Origin of the sequence: Thauera aminoaromatica (assembly GCF_000021765.1) — a bacterium.
Classification (GTDB): Bacteria; Pseudomonadota; Gammaproteobacteria; order Burkholderiales; family Rhodocyclaceae; genus Thauera; species Thauera aminoaromatica.
Map to the genome: position 1 here is coordinate 1,326,691 of NC_011662.2, position 16,646 is coordinate 1,343,336.

The following is a 16,646-nucleotide window of genomic DNA, read 5'->3' on the forward strand; positions in this document are numbered from 1 at the left end:
GGTTCCATTTGGCAGTGTCAGCGGCGGACTTCGCCGTTGCCGAACACGATCCATTTCTGGCTGGTAAGGCCCTCCAGGCCGACCGGGCCGCGGGCGTGGATCTTGTCGGTGGAGATGCCGATCTCCGCGCCGAGGCCGTACTCGAAGCCGTCGGCGAAGCGGGTGGAGGCATTCACCATCACCGAGGATGAATCTACCTCGCGCAGGAAGCGCATGGCGTGGGAATAGTTCTCGGTGACGATCGCTTCGGTGTGGCCCGAACTGCAGGTGTTGATGTGCTCGATCGCCTCGTCGAGGCCGGCGACGATCTTCACCGCGATGATCGGGGCGAGGTATTCCTCGCGCCAGTCGGCCGCGGTCGCCTCCACCAGCTTCGCCCCGGCGATGCCGGCCTCGCGCAGGAGGGCGAGCGACTCGGCGCAGCAGCGCATCTCCACGCCCTTGGCGGCGAGCGTGCGGGCGATCTCGGGCAGGTAGATGTCGGCGACGTCGCGCGCCACCAGCAGCGATTCGGCGGTGTTGCAGGTGCCATAGCGCTGGGTCTTGGAGTTCTCGACGATGGGTACGACCTTGGCAGGGTCGGCCTCATCGTCGATATAAACATGGCAGTTGCCGTCGAGGTGCTTGATCACCGGCACGCGCGCGTCCCTGGAGATGCGCTCGATCAGGCCCTTGCCCCCGCGCGGCACGATCACGTCGACGAACTCGGGCATGGTGATCAGCGCACCGACGGCCTCGCGGTCGGTGATCTCGACCACCTGCACCGCGTGTTCGGGCAGACCGGCCGCCAGCAGGCCGGCGCGCACGCAGGCGGCGATCGCGCGGTTGGCGTGGATCGCCTCCTTGCCGCCGCGCAGGATCGCGGCATTGCCGGATTTGAGGCACAGCGCCGCGGCGTCGGCGGTGACGTTGGGGCGGGCCTCGTAGATGATGCCGATCACGCCCAGCGGCACGCGCATCTTGCCGAGCGCGATGCCGGAGGGGCGGCGCTTGATGTCGCTCATCTCGCCCACCGGGTCGGGCAGCGCGGCGACCTGCTCGAGGCCGGCGGCCATGGACTCGATGCCTTTCTCGTTCAGCGTCAGGCGGTCGATCAGCGCCGGCTCCAGGCCGGCGGCGCGCGCCTCGTCGAGGTCTTGTGCGTTGGCGGTGAGCAGTTCGGCGCGGCGGGCGCGGATCTCGGCGGCCATCGCGATCAGGGCGGCGTTCTTGGCCGCGGTGGAGGCGGCGGCGAGCACGCGCGAGGCGGCGCGGGCCTGGCGGCCCAGGGTCTGCATGTAGTGCTGGATGTCCATGGGGGCTCTTCTTCGGCGTCGGTCGCGGCATCCACGGACGCCGCGGGGCAAATCCGCATTAAATCATCGAACCGGATGCGGATGAAGCCTGGCGCGGGTCGGCCGCGGTTCAGCCGCGGCGCGCCAGGCGCAGCGCGAGCTGGAGGAACTCGTCCCACAGGTCGCCGCTGGCGAGGCCCTTGATCATGCGGTCGATGCGCGCCGCGTGCATCAGCGCGGCGCGCAGATGGCCCTGGCCGAGGCGACCGAGGGCACGGGTCATGGCCTGCTGGCGGCGCGGATCGAAGATGCGCTCGGCCTTGAACAGGGCGGCCAGGGGCTGGCCGGCGTCGCGGCCCGCGCTCAGGGTGGCGAGGCTGCGTGTCTCGTGCGCGAGCGCCCACAGCACCAGCGGGGGGGCGGCGCCCTCACCCTCGAGGCCTTCGAGCAGGCGGGCGCAGCGCGCCGGGTCGCCCTCGACGACCGCCAGGCGCAGCTTGTCGATGTCGTAGCGGGCGACGTCGAGCACCGCGTCCTGCACCTGCTCGAGCGTGAGCGCGCCCTCGCCGTGCAGCAGGCCGAGCTTGAGGATCTCCTGGTGGGCGGCGAGCAGGTTGCCTTCGACGTGATCGGCAATGAAGGCGAGCGCCTCGGGCGGGGCGGACTGCTTCTGCGCGGCGAGCCGGCGCGCGACCCACTCGGGCAGACGTTCGCGTTCGGGGGCGTGGAGTTCCAGCGTCGTCGCGGCGTCGGCCAGGCCCTTGAACCAGGCGGTCTTGCGCGTCGCCCAATCGACTTCGGGCAGGGTGACCAGGGTCAGGGTCTGGGAAGGCAGGTGGGCGATGTAGCGCTGCAGCGCATCGCCGCCGTCGCGGCCGGGCTTGCCCGTCGGGATGCGCAGGTCGATCAGCTTGGCGCCGCCGAAGAGCGACAGGTTGCCCGCGGCGAGGGCGAGCGCGTCCCACTTGAAGCCGTGGCCGACGACCAGGGTCTCGCGCTCCTCGTAGCCCTGGCGACGGGCTGCGGCGCGGATTGCGTCGGCAGCCTCGAGCACCAGCAGCGGCTCGTTGCCGTGCAGCAGCCAGAGCGGCGCGAGCGGGCGCTCGAGCTGGGCGGCGAGCTGGTCGGGGCGCAGGTTCACGCGGGGCGGCGGAACGGGTTCAGCCGCTGCGGCGGGCGGCGGCGAGGCGGCGCATGAGCTGCTGCACCAGGTCGTTCTGCATGTCGCGGTAGAGCAAGGCCTCTTCCTGTTCCTTGCCGAGCACCTGACTGTCGTCGAAGGTGTACTCGCGCCGCGCCGTCAGGCTGGTGGGCGGGATCAGCGCCTTGCCCGCGCGGTCGAGGAGCTGGAAGCGCAAGGACTGGACGAGCTGGTACTCGCGCACCTTGCCCGCACCGGTGAGGCTGAGGATCTCGCGGCCGCGGTCGTTGGAGAGGATCTGCAGGAGGGCTTCGGCCTTGGCTGCGTCCTCCTCGACCCGGGTGGTGCCGGTGGTGGCTACGAGGCGACGCAGCTGGGCGCCGAATTCGCTCTGCTCCGGCACGCTGATGTGCACGGTCGCAAAGTCGAGCGCCTGCGGGCCGCGCAGGCGAAAGCCACAGCCCGACAGCAGCAGCGCCGCGGCACCGAGGGCGCCACCGAGCAGGCGCCGCCGCGCGGTGGCCATGACGGGACCAGGAGCAGTCATGCCGCGCTTCCTCAAACGACGATGTTGACCAGGCGGCCGGGCACGACGACCACCTTCTTCGCCGGCTTGCCCTCCATGAACTTCTGCGCCGCTTCCGAAGCGAGGGCGAGCGCCTCGATGTCGGCCTTCGCCGCGTCGGCCGCGACCTCGAGGCTGCCGCGCAGCTTGCCGTTGACCTGCAGCATCAGCTCGATCTCGTCCCGCTTCAGCGCGTCCTCGCTGACCTCGGGCCACTGCGCCGCCAGGATGTCGGTGCCGAAGCCGCAGTCCTGCCACAGCGCGTGGCAGATGTGCGGGGTGATCGGCGACAGGAGGCGCAGCAGGATGGAGAAGCCTTCTTCGGCGACCTCGGCGTGCGCCGCCGGCTCGGTGCCGGCCAGATCCTTGTGCGCCTTCTCGAGCGCGTTGAGGATCTTCATCGCCGCCGACACCACCGTGTTGAACTGGTGCTTGCCGAAGTCGTAGCTCGCCTGCTTGAGGTGGGTGTGCACCTCGCGGCGCACGTCGGCCGCGGCGACGGGCAGCGTGCCGGCGGCGAGCGCGCGCGTGGCCGGCAGCGCGGCGCGCGTGGCGGTGGCGAAGGTGTGGCCGTAGTTCCACACCCGGCGCAGGAAGCGCGAAGCGCCCTCGACGCCGGAGTCGGACCACTCGAGCTGCTGGTCGGGCGGCGCGGCGAACATCATGAAGAGACGCGCGGTGTCGGCGCCGTACTGGTCCACCAGCGACTGCGGGTCGACGCCGTTGTTCTTCGACTTCGACATCTTCTCGGTGCCGCCGATGACCACCGGCAGGCCGTCGGATTCGAGTTTCGCGGCGACGATGCGGCCGCGCTCGTCACGCTCGACGACCACGTCGGCCGGGTTGATCCACTGCTTCTTGCCGCCGTCGAGCTCGCGGTAATAGGTCTCGGCCACCACCATGCCCTGGGTGAGCAGCGCGCTGAAGGGCTCGGAGACCTTCACCAGGCCGCAGTCGCGCATCGCGCGGGTGAAGAAGCGCGAGTACAGCAGGTGCAGGATGGCGTGCTCGATGCCGCCGATGTACTGGTCGACCGGCGCCCAGTAGTCGACGCGCGCATCCACCATCGCGGTGCTGCTGTCGGCGCAGGCGTAGCGCAGGAAGTACCACGACGACTCCACGAAGGTGTCCATGGTGTCGGTCTCGCGCTTGGCCGGCTTGCCGCACTTCGGGCAGCTGCATTCGTAGAACGAGGCCATCTTGGCCAGCGGCGAGCCGCGGCCGGTGATCTCGACGTTCTCGGGCAGCACGACCGGGAGCTGTTCGTCCGGGACCGGCACGTCGCCGCAGTCGGCGCAGTGGATCATCGGGATCGGGCAGCCCCAGTAGCGCTGGCGCGAGATGCCCCAGTCGCGCAGGCGGAACTGCACGCGCTTGGCGCCCAGGCCACGGGCTTCGAGGTCGGCGGAGATCGCATCGACCGCGCCCTGGAAATCCAGGCCATCGTACTTGCCGGAATTCACCAGGCGGCCGTACTCGGCGTAGGCGTCCTGCCACGGGGCGACGGTGTCGGCGTAGGCGTCCGCGCCGACCACCATGCGGATCGGCAGCTCGTACTTGGTGGCAAAGGCGAAGTCGCGCTCATCGTGCGCCGGCACCGCCATCACCGCGCCTTCGCCGTAGCCCATCAGCACGTAGTTGGCGACCCACACCTCGAGCGGCTCGTCGGAGAGCGGATGGCGCACCTTGAGACCGGTGGGCATGCCCTTCTTTTCCATCGTGGCGATGTCGGCCTCGGCGACGCCGCCGCGCTTGCATTCCTCGATGAACTCGGCGAGCGCCGGGTTGCTGGCCGCGGCCTGGGTGGCGAGCGGATGCTCGGCGGCCACCGCGACATAGGTCGCGCCCATCAGGGTGTCGGCACGGGTGGTGAATACCTTCAGCGCGCCCTCGTGACCGATGCTGGAAACGTCGAACGGGAAGCTGATCTCCACGCCTTCCGAGCGGCCGATCCAGTTCTTCTGCATCAGTTTGACCTGCTCCGGCCAGTCCGGCAGGTCGTCGAGCGCGGACAGCAGTTCGTCCGCGTAGGCGGTGATCTTCATGTAGTACATGGGGATCTCGCGCTTCTCGACGAGCGCGCCCGAGCGCCAGCCGCGGCCGTCGATGACCTGCTCGTTGGCGAGCACGGTCTCGTCCACAGGGTCCCAGTTGACCGTGCCGAGGCGCTTGTAGATCAGGCCCTTCTCGTACAGGCGGGTGAACAGCCACTGCTCCCAGCGGTAGTACTCGGGGGTGCAGGTGGCGAGCTCGCGCGACCAGTCGATGGCGAAGCCGAGGCGCTTCAACTGCGCCTTCATGTAGTCGATGTTGGCGTAGGTCCACTTCGCCGGCGGCACGTTGTTCTGGATCGCGGCGTTCTCGGCCGGCATGCCGAAGGCGTCCCAGCCCATGGGCTGCAGCACGTTGTAGCCCTTCATGCGGTGGAAGCGCGCGAGCACGTCGCCGATGGTGTAGTTGCGCACGTGCCCCATGTGCAGCTTGCCCGAGGGGTAGGGGAACATCGACAGGCAGTAGTACTTCGGACGGCTGGCATCCTCGGTCACGCGGAAGGCGTCGGTGGAGTCCCAGTGCTGCTGGGCGGCCGTCTCGAGGGCGGCGGGCTGGTATTTTTCCTGCATGGCGGGCGCGCGGGCTGGATGACGTTGAAAACACGCCAGTATACCGTGAAGCGCGACACCGGGCGCTCCCGATGCCTGCCGCGGCAGGCCGGGCCAAGGCAGGGCTCGCCGCGAAGCCCGCGCGGCGCGCAAACAGGCTTGCTGCGGGCAAAAAAATGGCGCTCCGCGTGGGCGGAGCGCCGAATCTCCATTGAAGGAGGGAGGGAGACAAGCAAGCGTTGTCGCGCCGCTGGCGCGGCGCGAGGGGTTCGGGGCGGGGTGCCGCTTACGCGGCGCGGCGGTGGTCGGCGCCGTGCTGGCGCTGCCAGCTTGCGTGGAAGGCCGAGAACAGGTCTTCCATGGCGATCAGCGGCAGGCGCCACATGCGGTTCTGGGTGCGGACGTAGGACTGCACGCGCGGCGCGCACAACGTGCTGCGCTCTTCTTCGAGCAGACGCACGAAGTGATCCATGGCCGCACCCCAGTATTCGGCATTGCCGACCCAGCCGGTTTCGGCGGTGGCTTCGCGCACGGCCTTGCGCCACAGGGTTTCGGCGCGCTCGATCGAGACGCCCGCTTTGCGGGCATACCAGGGCAGCAGTTTGGGCGTTTTCATGATGCGTTCTCCGTCGGGGCCGGGTGTGGCCCTCGTTTCGGCAACCGCCTTCTGGGCGGAGACCTTATCAAAAAATGTTGTGGCGCAATAGTAGCCGGGCGCCCGGGTTAGTTCCTTGATTCTGCACAATTCCGACCAGTCTTTCCGTGAGAAAGTTCCGGGATTCCGATTCGTTTGGTGCAGTGCACAACTTCAATTTAGCGCAAGCTCGGGATCCTGCAAACACGTTGTTGCTGCGACGCAACATCATGTTGTGTCCTTTTCTCTCCGCGCTGTCCCCGGCCTGCCGTATCGGCCTCGTCCCCCGGGGTCGATACAATGCCGGCTCGAAGAGGAAACGCGATGTCCACCCTGCTGAGCAACCTGAACCCCGAACAACTGCAGGCGGTGAGCCTGCCCGCGCAACACGCCCTGATCCTGGCCGGAGCCGGCTCGGGCAAGACGCGCGTGCTCACCACCCGCATCGCCTGGCTGATCCAGTCCGGCCAAGTCGACCCGGCCGGCATCCTCGCGGTTACATTTACCAACAAAGCCGCCAAGGAAATGCTCGCCCGCCTCGGCGCGATGCTGCCGGTGAGCACCCGCGGCATGTGGATCGGCACCTTCCACGGCCTGGCCAACCGCCTGTTGCGCGCCCACCACCGCGACGCCGGGTTGCCGCAGCTCTTCCAGATCCTCGACTCGGCTGACCAGCTCGCCGCGATCAAGCGCCTGCTGAAGACCTTGAACGTCGACGACGAGAAGTTCCCTCCGCGCGAGCTCCAGCATTTCATCAACGGCCAGAAGGAAGCCGGCAACCGCCCGCACGTGGTCGAGGCCTGGGACGACTACACCCGCCTGCGCGTGCAGCTCTACCAGGAGTATGAGGCGCAGTGCCAGCGCGAGTCTGTTGTGGATTTTGCGGAGTTGCTGCTGCGCAGCCACGAACTGCTCGAGCGCAACGAGCTGCTGCGCCGCCACTACCAGCGCCGCTTCCGCCACATCCTGGTCGACGAGTTCCAGGACACCAACCGCCTGCAGTACCGCTGGTTGAAGCTCTTCGCCGACGAGGGCCGTGAAGGCGGTGCGGCAATGTTCTGCGTCGGCGACGACGACCAGAGCATCTACCGCTTCCGCGGCGCCGAGGTCGGCAACATGCGCGATTTCGAGCGCGAGTTCCGGGTGAACAACGTGATCCGCCTGGAGCAGAACTACCGCTCGCACGCCAACATCCTCGACGCCGCCAACGCGATCATCCTTCACAACAGCAACCGCCTCGGCAAGAACCTGTGGACCGACCAGGGCGCGGGCGAGCCGATCCGTGTCTTCGAGGCCTATGCGGATGCCGACGAGGCGCGCTGGATCGTCGAGGAGATCCAGGCCCTGGTGCGCGACGGCGCGCTGCGCAGCGAGATCGCGCTGCTCTACCGCTCCAACGCGCAGTCGCGCGTGCTCGAGCACCAGCTCTTCGCGGCCGGCATTCCCTACCGCGTGTATGGCGGGCTGCGCTTCTTCGAGCGCCAGGAGATCAAGCACGCGCTCGCCTACCTGCGCCTGATCGCCAACCCCGACGACGACACCTCGTTCGCCCGCGTGGTGAACTTTCCCACCCGCGGCATCGGCGCGCGCTCGCTCGAGGTGCTGGCCGACGCCGCGCGCACGTACAGCACCAGTCTCTACGCCACCGTGCCGCATCTGTCCGGCAAGCCCGGCAGCGCGCTCGCGGTCTTCGTGCGCCTGGTCGAGGAGCTGCGCCGCGACACCGCCGGCCTGCCGCTGCCCGAGCTGGTCGATCATGTGCTCGACCTGAGCGGGCTGCGCGCGCACTACAAGGCCGACAAGGAGGGCCGCGAGCGCCTCGAGAACCTCGACGAACTGATCAACGCCGCGGCCAACTTCCTCGCCGAGGCGCAGGCCCAGGCGGGCGCCGGCGAGGCGCAGCCGCACGCGCTGCTGGCGGATTTCCTCGCCCACGCCTCGCTGGAGGCGGGCGACCACCAGGCCGACCAGGGCGCGGACGCGGTGCAGCTGATGACCGTGCATGCGGCCAAGGGCCTGGAGTTCGACGTGGTCTTCCTGTCCGGGCTGGAGGAGGGCCTGTTCCCGCACGAGAACAGCATCCTCGAGCAGGACGGGCTGGAGGAGGAGCGCCGCCTGATGTACGTCGCGGTGACGCGGGCGCGCGAGCGCCTGTACCTGAGTTTCGCGCAGAGCCGCATGCTGCACGGGCAGACGCGCTACAACCTGCGCTCGCGTTTCCTGGAGGAGATCCCCGCCGGGCTGACCAAATGGCTCACCCCGCCCCAGCCGCGCTCGGCCGCCGGCGGCGCGATGGGCGGGATGGGCGGGGGCTACTTCAAGCCCTCGGCCAAGTCCGCGGTGGGGGGCGCGGCGCAGGTGCAGCGCGCACCGCGCCCGGCCTTCGCCACGCTGCCCGGCGGCCTGCGCATCGGCCAGGCGGTGGCGCATGCGAAATTCGGCCAGGGCGTGATCGTTGCCGCCGAAGGCAGCGGCAGCGATGCCAAGGTGCAGATCAACTTCGGTCCGGCGGGCGTCAAGTGGCTGCTGCTCGGCGTGGCCAAGCTCGAGCCGGTGTGAGCGGCGGGCACCTGCCGGGGGCCCGCCCGCGCGGGGCTCAGGCCGGGAGGTCCTCGCCTTGGCGGTCGAGCGCGTAGAGCAGGTCGTCGGCGAGGTCGTCGAGCTCGGTCGGCGCGTAGCCCAGGAAGCGCGCCACCGCCTCGCGCCCCTTGTCCCACTCGGCATCGCGCCGGGTGCGCAGGTGGGTGCCGGCGACGTACTCGGCCACCAGGTTGAGCGCGATCAGGGTTTGCGCCTCGACCTCCAGGCCGGAGTCGGGGGAGAACACCGAGTAGTCGTGATGGCACAGGATGCCGGTGCACACCGCGTCGGTGAGGCCCCAGGAGCGCGCGAGCAGGTAGCCGATGGTGGCGTGGTTGGTGTCGAGCGCCTCGTCCTCGACATCGGTGAACCAGCGCCCGGTGGCCTGGTTGGCCGTGGCCAGGATGCGCTTGTATTCGGGGAAGCGCTTGACCAGCAGCGGGATGCCGCAGTCGTGGAAGAGGCCGAAGGTGTAGGCGGTCTCCGGGCGCGCGATGCCGGTGCGGCGGGCGAGCATCGCGCTCGCCTGCGCGGTGCAGCGCGAGCTGTCCCAGAAGCGTTCGAGCGCGGCGCCGGGGTCGGCGATGTTGCTGCGCAGTAACGCCTCCTGGACGAGGTTGGCGAGCATGCCGAAGCCGAGCATGCGGATTGCGTCGTCGATCGAGGCGATCCGCCGCCCGCTGCCGAAGTAGGGCGAATTGGCCGAGCGCACCACCACCGCGGCCAGCCCGACGTCCTGGCCGATCAGCGCGGCGATGCGCTTGCCGCTGACCTGCGGCTGGCGCAACTCGTCCATGAGCTGGGCGAGGACGCCGGGGCAGGACGGGATGTCGATGCCCTTCTGGGCCTGCCTGCTGTCGCGTGCGCGTGCTTCGCGCTGTTCCCGTGCCGTCATGGACTGCCTCGCTCGCCTTGGATTGGGTAAAAAGAATCTTCGGATTGTGCGCTGCAACTGATGTGAGCAGCGTGCTTTTTTTCGCGTTCCCTGTCCGCTTGCCCGGATCGCCGCGTGCCGCGCGCGCCCATGCCGGATGGGCGGGCCGGTCGGCGCCCGGCGGGCGTGCGCGCGGGCGCTCGTCCGTGGCCTCAGAACGGCAGCGCGAGTCCGGGCCAGACTGCGTCGAGCGCGCGCCGGAACGCCGCCTCGATCGAGGCGAGCGCCGCGGCGTCGTCGGCCTCGAAGCGCAGCACCACCATCGGCGTGGTGTTCGAGGGGCGGGCGAGGCCGAAGCCGTGGGCGAACTCCACCCGCAGGCCGTCGAGCGTGATCACCTCGCGCGCTTCGGCGAAGCACGAGGGCGTGGCGAGCGCGGCCTCGCGCAGCCGGCGCACCAGCTCGAAGGGCTCGCCCTCCTGCATCTTCAGGTTCAGCTCCGGGGTGCTCGTCGCGTCGGGCAGCGCCTTCAGCGCGGCGTTGGCGTCGGCGCGGGCGGAGAGGATCTCGAGCAGGCGGGCGCCCGCGTAGAGGCCGTCGTCGAAGCCGTACCAGCGCTCCTTGAAGAACATGTGGCCGCTCATCTCGCCGGCGAGTGCGGCGCCGGTCTCCTGCAGCTTCGCCTTGAGCAGCGCGTGGCCGGTCTTCCACATCGTCGGCCGGCCGCCGTGCGCGCGGATCCACGGTGCCAGATTGCGGGTGCACTTGACGTCGTAGAGGATCTCGCCGCCCGGTACGCGGGCGAGTACGTCCGCGGCGAAGAGCATGAGCTGGCGATCCGGGAAGACGATCTCGCCGTCCTTGCACACCACGCCGAGGCGGTCGCCGTCGCCGTCGAAGGCCAGGCCCAGCTCGGCGTCGGTCTCGCGCAGCGCGCGGATGACGTCCTGCAGGTTCTCCGGCCGCGACGGGTCGGGGTGGTGATTGGGAAAGCGGCCGTCGACCTCGCAGAACAGCTCGACGAGCTCGCAGCCCAGGCGGCGGAAGAGTTCGGGCGCGACGGCGCCGGCCACGCCGTTGCCGCAGTCGAGCACGATCTTCAGCGGGCGCGCGAGCTCGATGTCGCCGACGATGCGGTCGAGGTAGGCGGCGCGCACGTCGGCGCCGCGCAGCGCGCCGGCACCCTCGACGAGGTCATCCTCGGCGATGCGCCGGCGCAGGTCCTGGATCGCCTCGCCGTGCAGGGTGCGGCCGTCGAGCACGATCTTGAGGCCGTTGTAGGCGGGCGGGTTGTGGCTGCCGGTGACCGACACGCAGGAGGCGCAGCCGAGCTCGAAGGCGGCGAAGTAGGTGAGCGGGGTGGGCACGCAGCCGATGTCGATCACGTCGATGCCGGCGGCGCGGATGCCCGCGGTCAGCGCGCCGGCCAGCGCCGGGCCGGACAGGCGGCCGTCGCGGCCCACCGCGATCGCGCGCTGGCCGCGCACCGCGGCTTCGGAGCCGATCGCGTGGCCGATCGCGCGCACCGCCGTGGGAGTCAGCACGGTGTCGACGATGCCGCGGATGTCGTAGGCCTTGAAAAGCTCTGCTGCGGGCAGGGGGTGGCGCATGGGCGGTTCCAGGCAGGGCGAAGGCGGGGAAGCTCGCCCGGCGATGCCGGCCCGGGCGGCGGTTGGCGCGATTCTAGGCCGCGAAGCGCGACCGGGTCACGCCGCCGCGGACGAGTCGCCGTGTGCGGGCGGGCTCAGTGCAGCACGCGCGGCGTCGAATCCTCGGGACCCGAGATCTCGGGCACCGGCGAGGCGTGGTGCAGCACCATGCGCCAGCCGTCGGCGCCGCGCACGAAGACGTTGGTCGCGGCGATGGTCGCGGTACGCGGGGTGGGACCGTCGGTGGCGAGGCGCTCGAGCACGCAGTGCATCGCCATCATCGCGGTGGAGCTGGTCACCGCATGGCTGATGTCGATGCGGATGCGGGCGCCGTCGGCGAGGATCTGCCGCCAGATCTCGCGCACCGCGGCCAGGCCGACGATGCGCGGGCCGCCCGGCTGGACGCAGACGACCTCCTCCTCTTCCGACCAGACGGCCATCAAGGCCTCGAAGTCGCCCTCGGAGAGTGCGCGGTAGAAGGCGGCTTCCGCTTCGAGGGCGGTGGTGAAGACAGGTCTGCTCAAGGTTGTGTTGTTATTGTGGGTGGATCGTAAAGACCACGGGGGCCGCAGCCCCCGTGGTCCGGTCGGGTCGCGGGCCATTCTGGCCCGGCACCCGGGTTCTCAGTGATGGCCCTTGGGGCGCTCGCCGTTGAACACGTAGTGTGCGCTGCAGTACGGGCAGACCGCCTCGCCGGTCTTCAGGATGTCGAGGAACACGCGCGGGTGGCGGGCCCACAGCGGCGCGCCCGGCGGCGGGCAGTGCAGCGGCAGGTCCTTGGCGGTGGTGACGACGGCCTGGGTCTTGTCGGTGTTCTCAACCATGACGGAATCCTCGGAGCGTGGAAATCAGACGTGGGCGAGCCAGTGCGCGTATTCGGGCGCACGGCCGTTGACGACGTCGAAGAAGCGGGTCTGGATCTTCTCGGTGACCGGGCCGCGCCTGCCTTCGCCGATCTGGCGGTCGTCGAGCTCGCGGATCGGGGTGACCTCGGCGGCGGTGCCGGTGAAGAAGGCCTCGTCGGCGAGGTAGATGTCGTCGCGGGTCAGGCGCTTGGTGCCGACCTCGTAGCCGAGCTCGCGCGCGATCACGTGGATGGAGTCGCGGGTGATGCCGGTGAGCGCGGAGGCGATCTCGGGCTCGTAGATGCGGCCGTCCTTGACGATGAAGAGGTTCTCGCCTGCACCCTCGGCGACGAAGCCCTGGTTGTCGAGCAGCAGGGCCTCGTCGTAGCCCATGCGGGTGACCTCGAGGTTGGCGAGGATCGAGTTCGGGTAGGTCGCCGACAGCTTGGCGCGCGGCATCGTCGAGTTGACGTGGTGGCGGGTGTAGGACGAGGTCTTCACGCGGATGCCCTTCTGCAGGCCTTCCTCGCCGAGGTAGGCGCCCCAGGGCCAGGCCGCGATCGCGACATGGACGCGCGCGCCGAGCGTGGAGATGCCCATTTTTTCCGAGCCGTAGAAGGCGATCGGGCGCAGGTAGCAGGACTCGAGCTTGTTCGCGCGCACGACCTCCTTCTGCGCCTCCATGAGTTCATCCTTGGAATAGGGGATGTCCATCATGTAGATCTTGCCGGAATTGATCAGGCGCTGGGTGTGCTCGGCGAGGCGGAAGATCGCGGTGCCGCTGACGGTGTTGTAGGCACGGACGCCCTCGAACACGGCGAGGCCGTAGTGGAGCGAGTGGGTGAGGACGTGGGTGGTCGCCTCGCGCCACGGAACGAGCTTGCCGTCCTGCCAGATGAAGCCGTCGCGGTCAGCCATGGACATGATGAAGATCTCCGCCTTGAAAAATGTTCGCTGGATGGGTTCGTCGCGCACCCTCGATCGTCCACGGGGCGCAAAGCCTTCGGATTCTAGCGTAAAGCCGTGCCGAGGACGCGGGCTGCGCGCAAAGCCGCGACCGCCGTCGCAGACCGGGCGCCAGCGCGGTCGACGGGCAAGCGGTGCTCCTCCATCCCCGGTGGTGCGCGCTAGAATGCGGGCCTTCATGCGCCTGGAGCATCGAAGTGAAGGATCGTCCCTGGAAACCCAATGTCACCGTCGCCGCCATCATCGAGCGCGACGGCCGCTTCCTGCTCGTCGAGGAGGAGACGCCCGAAGGCCTGCGCTTCAATCAGCCTGCCGGCCACCTCGAGGAGGGCGAGTCCCTGCTGCAGGCCACGGTGCGGGAGGTGCTGGAAGAGACCGCCCACCACTTCGAGCCGGAATACCTGGTCGGCATCTATCAGTGGACCCGCCCCCAGGGCGACATCACCTACCTGCGCTTCGCCTACGGCGGCCGTCTGTGCGGCGAGGAGTCCGGGCGCAGGCTGGACGAGGGCATCGTGCGCGCGGTGTGGCTGACGCTCGACGAGGTGCGCGCATGCGCCGATCGCCACCGCAGCCCGCTGATCCTGCAGTGCATCGAGGACTGGATCGCCGGGCAGCGCCATCCGCTGGCGCTGGTGCATCACCGCTGAACGGGATGATGGCACCTGCGCTCCGCCTGCTGCTGCCCGCGCTGCTCGCCCTGCCGGCGACGACGTGGGCGATGGCGGGGGCGCAGGGCCCCGCCGGCGGCGCGCGCGTGAACATCTGCTACAACTACGGCTGCGCGAGCGAGGGCAGCGTGCGCGTGCGCGAGTCCACCCTGCGCCGGATCGGCGAACGCCTCGCTGCGGCACGCAGCGCCGGGGAGGAGCGCGAGCGCCTCGCCGAGGCGGTGGGCGGGCTGTACCGGGTGGCCGCGACCCAGACGGCGATCGCGGCCGACCGCGCCGGCAACCTGCTCGACGAGGGCGCGGACGGGCGCATGGACTGCATCGATCACTCGACCTCCACGACCCGGCTGCTGCAGCTGCTCGAGGCGCGCGGCGCGCTGCGCTTCCATCGCGTGGTCGAACCGGCGCGCCGCACCCGGCTGATCCTGCAGCATTTCAGCGCGGTGATCGAAGCGCTGTCGGTGGAGGAGCGCTTCGAGCGCCTGCCGCCCGGCCAGGCGTTGGCGGGCTGCAACTGCACCGAGGACGGGCTGGTGATCGGAGAGATGGACGGCGACGACCGTCCGGGACAACGTTACGTGGTCGACAGCTGGTTCGTCGACAATGGCGAGCCGGCGGTCGTGCTGCCGCTCGCGGAATGGCTCAATGGAGGTGGACCGAATGTCCAGTAGTCGGCATGGAAGGCAGGACGGGGCGGGGATGAAGGTGGTGGTCGGCATGTCCGGCGGGGTGGACTCGGCGGTGACCGCGCTGCTGCTGAAACGCCAGGGCTACCAGGTCACCGGGCTGTTCATGAAGAACTGGGAGGACGACGACGATTCGGAATATTGCTCGACGCGGCAGGACCTCGTCGACGTGGCCTCGGTGTGCGACGTGATCGGCATCGACCTCGAGGTGGTCAACTTCAGCGCCGAATACAAGGACCGCGTGTTCGCCGACTTCCTGCACGAGTACGAGGCCGGGCGCACGCCCAACCCGGACGTGCTGTGCAACTCCGAGATCAAGTTCCGCTGCTTCCTCGACCACGCCATGCAGCTCGGTGCCGAACGCATCGCCACCGGCCACTACGCCCAGGTGCGCGAGTGGGCCAACGACGGCCGCAGCGAGTACCAGCTGCTCAAGGCCGAGGACGGCACCAAGGATCAGAGCTACTTCCTCTACCGGCTCAACCAGGAGCAGCTCGCCAAGACGATGTTCCCGCTCGGCGCGCTGTACAAGCGCGAGGTGCGCCGGATCGCCGCCGAGGCCGGGCTGCACGTGGCCGAGAAGAAGGACTCCACCGGCATCTGCTTCATCGGCGAGCGCCCCTTCCGCGAGTTCCTGATGCGCTACCTGCCGACCCGGCCGGGCGAGATCCGCGCGCTCGACGACGGCCGCGTGCTCGGCGAGCACCAGGGCCTGATGTACCACACCATCGGCCAGAGGAAGGGCTTGCACATCGGCGGCCTGAAGGGCAACCAGGACGAGGCCGGCGAGCATGAGGCCTGGTATGTGGCCGGCAAGGACGTCAAGGCCAACGTGCTCTACGTGGTCCAGGGCCACGCCCACCCGGCGCTGCTGAAGGACCGCCTGGTTGCCGGCGACCTGAACTGGATCGCTGGACGCGATCCGCACTCCCACTGGGTGTACACCGCCAAGCCGCGCTACCGCACTCCCGACCAGCCCTGCGAGATCGACCGCATCGTCGACGGCCGCGCCGAGATCGCCTTCGCCCAGCCGCAGTGGGCGGTGACCCCCGGGCAGAGCGTCGTGGTCTACGAGTCGAAGGTGTGCCTGGGCGGCGGGATCATCCTGTGAGGCGCGAGCGGCCTCTCCTGTAGGAGCGACGCAAGTCGCGATGCTTCTCCGCGCACGCCCCCGCGCGCGCTGTTTGTTTACGCGCGCGTCTCGCCCAGGCCCACGTCGGCGGCAGCGAGCGGGGGATGCGAGGCCGCCTGTGCGCGTGCCGCGAAGGTCTCGCAGCGCTCGACGAACTCGCGCGCGCTCTTGGGCATGGTCACGCGTGCGCGGATGATGTCGGTGACCAGGTTGCGCCCCTGCAGGATCAGGTGCAGGCCGTCTGCGGCGAGCTGGCGGGTGCCCTCGTCGGTACCCGGGCCGAGCGTCGGCGACAGCGCGGCGAGGCGCTCGGAGGCGGTGACGAACTCCGCCCACACGTCGAAGATGTCCGGGTCGGTGCGCAAGGTCTCGCACTTGATCTTGGCGATGCGCGCAAAGTCGAAAACCAGCGGCTCCACGCCGCGGAACAGCGGCGTCGTGGCGAAGGTGGCGGCCATCACGGCCGCGATGCGGTCGACCTCGCGCAGCGCCTGGGCGATCTTGATGTAGCGGCTCTCGTAGAAGGCCTCCACCGGGATCGAGAAGGCGCGGAAGGGTTCGCCCCACAGCTCGTCGATGCCCTCGTCGCCGCTGCGGTGCAGGACCAGGCGGCCGAGCTTGAGCGCCTCCTGCAGGCAGCCGCCGCATTCGCGCATGAGCGGGTTGTCGGTGGCGATCTCGATGCCCAGCTCCTGGAGCTCCACCAGCTTGGTGAAGATGTCGGTGGCGCGGTTGAACAGCGCGCCCGCGTACATCGCGCCCTTGACGCGCTTGCGCGCGGGGTCCTCCTCGGTCTCGTAGGCGCGGCGCGCATCGTCGAGGCGTTTGCCGGGGATGTTGATGCCGTGCTCGACATGGTTGAACAGGCGCCGGGTGAGCGCCTGGATCAGCCGCTTCTTGGCGTCGAGCGTGTCCGCCGGCGGCTCGTAGGCCTTGAGCCAGTAGCCGTCGTAGTAGATGCGGCGGACGCCGTCGATGATCGCGACCGTACCGTCGGGGATGCACTCTTCCATGGCCATGGCCGTCCGT

Annotated in this window: 15 protein-coding genes; 4 read left to right on the forward strand and 11 right to left on the reverse strand. The window is 69.5% G+C overall.

Annotation, left to right across the window (positions count from 1 at the left end):
* Positions 1-17 precede the first annotated feature (17 nt).
* The 5 genes from TMZ1T_RS05865 to TMZ1T_RS05885 all read right to left on the reverse strand — a co-directional run bounded on the left by TMZ1T_RS05865 (position 18) and on the right by TMZ1T_RS05885 (position 6,196).
* Positions 18-1,295 (reverse strand): glutamate-5-semialdehyde dehydrogenase, encoded by a 1,278-nt coding sequence (locus TMZ1T_RS05865; RefSeq protein WP_012584911.1) that lies wholly within the window; start codon positions 1,293-1,295, stop codon positions 18-20.
* A gap of 109 nt (positions 1,296-1,404) precedes the next feature.
* The gene (holA, locus tag TMZ1T_RS05870) at positions 1,405-2,415 is read right to left on the reverse strand and encodes a DNA polymerase III subunit delta (protein ID WP_004323460.1); all 1,011 of its coding nucleotides are present in this window, start codon (positions 2,413-2,415) and stop codon (positions 1,405-1,407) included.
* A gap of 19 nt (positions 2,416-2,434) precedes the next feature.
* Positions 2,435-2,962: an LPS-assembly lipoprotein LptE gene (locus tag TMZ1T_RS05875; protein WP_012584912.1), complete on the reverse strand. Its 528-nt coding sequence runs from the start codon at positions 2,960-2,962 to the stop codon at positions 2,435-2,437.
* An 11-nt stretch (positions 2,963-2,973) separates the two neighbouring features.
* Positions 2,974-5,601 carry a leucine--tRNA ligase gene (leuS, locus tag TMZ1T_RS05880; protein ID WP_012584913.1) on the reverse strand — a complete coding sequence of 876 codons (2,628 nt, stop codon included), beginning with the start codon at positions 5,599-5,601 and terminating at the stop codon, positions 2,974-2,976.
* Between the two features lie 265 nt (positions 5,602-5,866).
* Positions 5,867-6,196, reverse strand: a complete 330-nt coding sequence (locus TMZ1T_RS05885) for a hypothetical protein (RefSeq protein ID WP_004323696.1) — start codon at positions 6,194-6,196, stop codon at positions 5,867-5,869.
* 342 nt (positions 6,197-6,538) lie between these two features.
* On the opposite strand from TMZ1T_RS05885, the gene TMZ1T_RS05890 reads away from it, so the two are divergent.
* Positions 6,539-8,773, forward strand: coding sequence for a UvrD-helicase domain-containing protein (locus TMZ1T_RS05890; protein WP_012584914.1), 2,235 nt, complete (start codon positions 6,539-6,541; stop codon positions 8,771-8,773).
* 37 nt (positions 8,774-8,810) lie between these two features.
* On the opposite strand, the gene TMZ1T_RS05895 is transcribed toward TMZ1T_RS05890, so the two are convergent.
* From TMZ1T_RS05895 to TMZ1T_RS05915, 5 genes are all read right to left on the reverse strand, one after another.
* The gene (locus tag TMZ1T_RS05895) at positions 8,811-9,689 is read right to left on the reverse strand and encodes an HDOD domain-containing protein (protein ID WP_012584915.1); all 879 of its coding nucleotides are present in this window, start codon (positions 9,687-9,689) and stop codon (positions 8,811-8,813) included.
* Between the two features lie 191 nt (positions 9,690-9,880).
* On the reverse strand, positions 9,881-11,278 hold the full coding sequence (locus tag TMZ1T_RS05900; protein ID WP_012584916.1) for a phosphomannomutase/phosphoglucomutase: 1,398 nt from the start codon (positions 11,276-11,278) through the stop codon (positions 9,881-9,883).
* Between the two features lie 134 nt (positions 11,279-11,412).
* Positions 11,413-11,841, reverse strand: coding sequence for a YybH family protein (locus tag TMZ1T_RS05905; RefSeq protein ID WP_004324122.1), 429 nt, complete (start codon positions 11,839-11,841; stop codon positions 11,413-11,415).
* Positions 11,842-11,940: 99 nt separating this feature from the next.
* A complete protein-coding gene (locus TMZ1T_RS05910) occupies positions 11,941-12,141 on the reverse strand; it encodes a zinc-finger domain-containing protein (RefSeq protein ID WP_004324121.1) in 201 nt (66 codons plus the stop codon).
* A 24-nt stretch (positions 12,142-12,165) separates the two neighbouring features.
* Positions 12,166-13,086, reverse strand: a complete 921-nt coding sequence (locus TMZ1T_RS05915; protein WP_012584918.1) for a branched-chain amino acid transaminase — start codon at positions 13,084-13,086, stop codon at positions 12,166-12,168.
* A 239-nt stretch (positions 13,087-13,325) separates the two neighbouring features.
* On the opposite strand from TMZ1T_RS05915, the gene TMZ1T_RS05920 reads away from it, so the two are divergent.
* The 3 genes from TMZ1T_RS05920 to mnmA are packed head-to-tail and all read left to right on the forward strand — an operon-like array spanning position 13,326 to position 15,596.
* The gene (locus TMZ1T_RS05920) at positions 13,326-13,778 is read left to right on the forward strand and encodes an NUDIX hydrolase (RefSeq protein WP_004324116.1); all 453 of its coding nucleotides are present in this window, start codon (positions 13,326-13,328) and stop codon (positions 13,776-13,778) included.
* A gap of 8 nt (positions 13,779-13,786) precedes the next feature.
* Complete coding sequence (locus tag TMZ1T_RS05925; RefSeq protein WP_004324114.1) at positions 13,787-14,470, forward strand: hypothetical protein; 684 nt, start codon at positions 13,787-13,789, stop codon at positions 14,468-14,470.
* A gap of 28 nt (positions 14,471-14,498) precedes the next feature.
* Complete coding sequence (gene mnmA, locus TMZ1T_RS05930) at positions 14,499-15,596, forward strand: tRNA 2-thiouridine(34) synthase MnmA (RefSeq protein WP_012584920.1); 1,098 nt, start codon at positions 14,499-14,501, stop codon at positions 15,594-15,596.
* A gap of 77 nt (positions 15,597-15,673) precedes the next feature.
* Here mnmA and TMZ1T_RS05935 read toward each other — a convergent pair whose 3' ends face one another.
* The gene (locus TMZ1T_RS05935) at positions 15,674-16,630 is read right to left on the reverse strand and encodes a hypothetical protein (protein ID WP_041589798.1); all 957 of its coding nucleotides are present in this window, start codon (positions 16,628-16,630) and stop codon (positions 15,674-15,676) included.
* Between the last annotated feature and the right edge of the window lie 16 nt (positions 16,631-16,646).